Source organism: Acidovorax sp. KPB24-03, from assembly GCF_057546605.1.
The window spans coordinates 1-1,351 of record NZ_BAAJYR010000661.1 but is presented as its reverse complement, the minus strand read 5'-3'; the positions used below and the strand labels follow the sequence as shown (position 1 = coordinate 1,351).

1 protein-coding gene is annotated in these 1,351 nt (G+C 72.0%); it reads left to right on the top strand.

Features of this window, described 5'->3' with window-relative positions:
- Positions 1-52: 52 nt before the first annotated feature.
- On the top strand, positions 53-1,351 hold a 1,299-nt coding region (locus AC27KI_RS24950; RefSeq protein ID WP_487116472.1), incomplete at its 3' end, for a multicopper oxidase family protein.

Genomic DNA, 1,351 nt, shown 5'->3' with positions numbered 1-1,351 from the left:
CCCGATGCCGCCGCCGGCCGCGCCGCCAACCCCGAATCCCAAGGCCACTGACATGAAACGCCGCCACTTCTTCTCCGGCGCCGCCACTGCCGTGGCCGCCGCCTCCGTGGGCCGCGCCGCCCTGGCCGCGCTGCCCGAAATCCCCCAGCACGGATCGGCCGACACCGCCGTGCCGCCGGCGCCGCCCACCGGGCGCCCGTTCCGCCCCGTGGTCACCCTGAACGGCTGGAGCCTGCCCTGGCGCATGAACGCCGGCGTGAAGGAATTCCACCTGGTCGCCGAGCCCGTGGTGCGCGAGTTCGCGCCCGGCTTCGTGGCCCACCTGTGGGGCTACAACGGGCAGAGCCCCGGGCCGACGATCGAGGTGGTCGAGGGCGACCGCGTGCGCATCTTCGTCACCAACCGCCTGCCCGAGCACACCAGCGTCCACTGGCACGGCCAGCGCCTGCCCAACGGGATGGACGGCGTCTCGGGCCTGAACCAGCCGGCGATTCCCGCGGGCAAGACCTTCGTGTACGAGTTCACCGCGCGGCGCCCGGGCACCTTCATGTACCACCCGCATGCCGACGAGATGACGCAGATGGCCATGGGGCTGATGGGCCTGTGGATCACCCACCCGCGGCTGGATGCGCGCGGGCGCCACCCGCTCATCGCCACGGCCGACCGCGACTACGCCTTTTTGCTCAACGCCTTCGCCGTGGAGGCCGGCACGCGCACGCCGCGCGTGAACGAGATGACCGACTTCAACATCTGGGCCTGGAACAGCCGCGTGTTCCCGGGCATCGACCCGCTGGTGGCGCGGCGCGGCGAGCGGGTGCGGGTGCGCGTGGGTAACCTCACCATGACCAACCACCCCATCCACATCCACGGCCACGAGTTCGAGGTGACCGGCACCGACGGCGGCGCGGTGCCCCCCGGCGCCCGCTGGCCCGAGGTGACCACCGACATCGCCGTCGGCCAGATGCGGCAGATCGAGTTCGTCGCCGACGAGCCCGGCGACTGGGCCGTGCACTGCCACAAGAGCCACCACACCATGGGCGCCATGGGCCACGACGTGCCCACCATGATCGGCGTGGACCACCGGGGGCTGGTGGCGAAGATCCAGAAGATCGTGCCCGACTACATGGTGATGGGCGAGCGCGGCATGGCCGACATGGGCGCCATGGAGATGCCGCTGCCCGAGAACACCCTGCCCATGATGACCGGCACCGGCCCCTACGGCCCGCTGGAGATGGGCGGCATGTTCAGCGTGCTCAAGGTGCGCGAGCACCTGGCCGCCGGCGACTGGCACGACCCGGGCGACTACGTGCAGCCGCCCGGCACGCAGGCGTGGGAATGGCGGGGGCGCCGC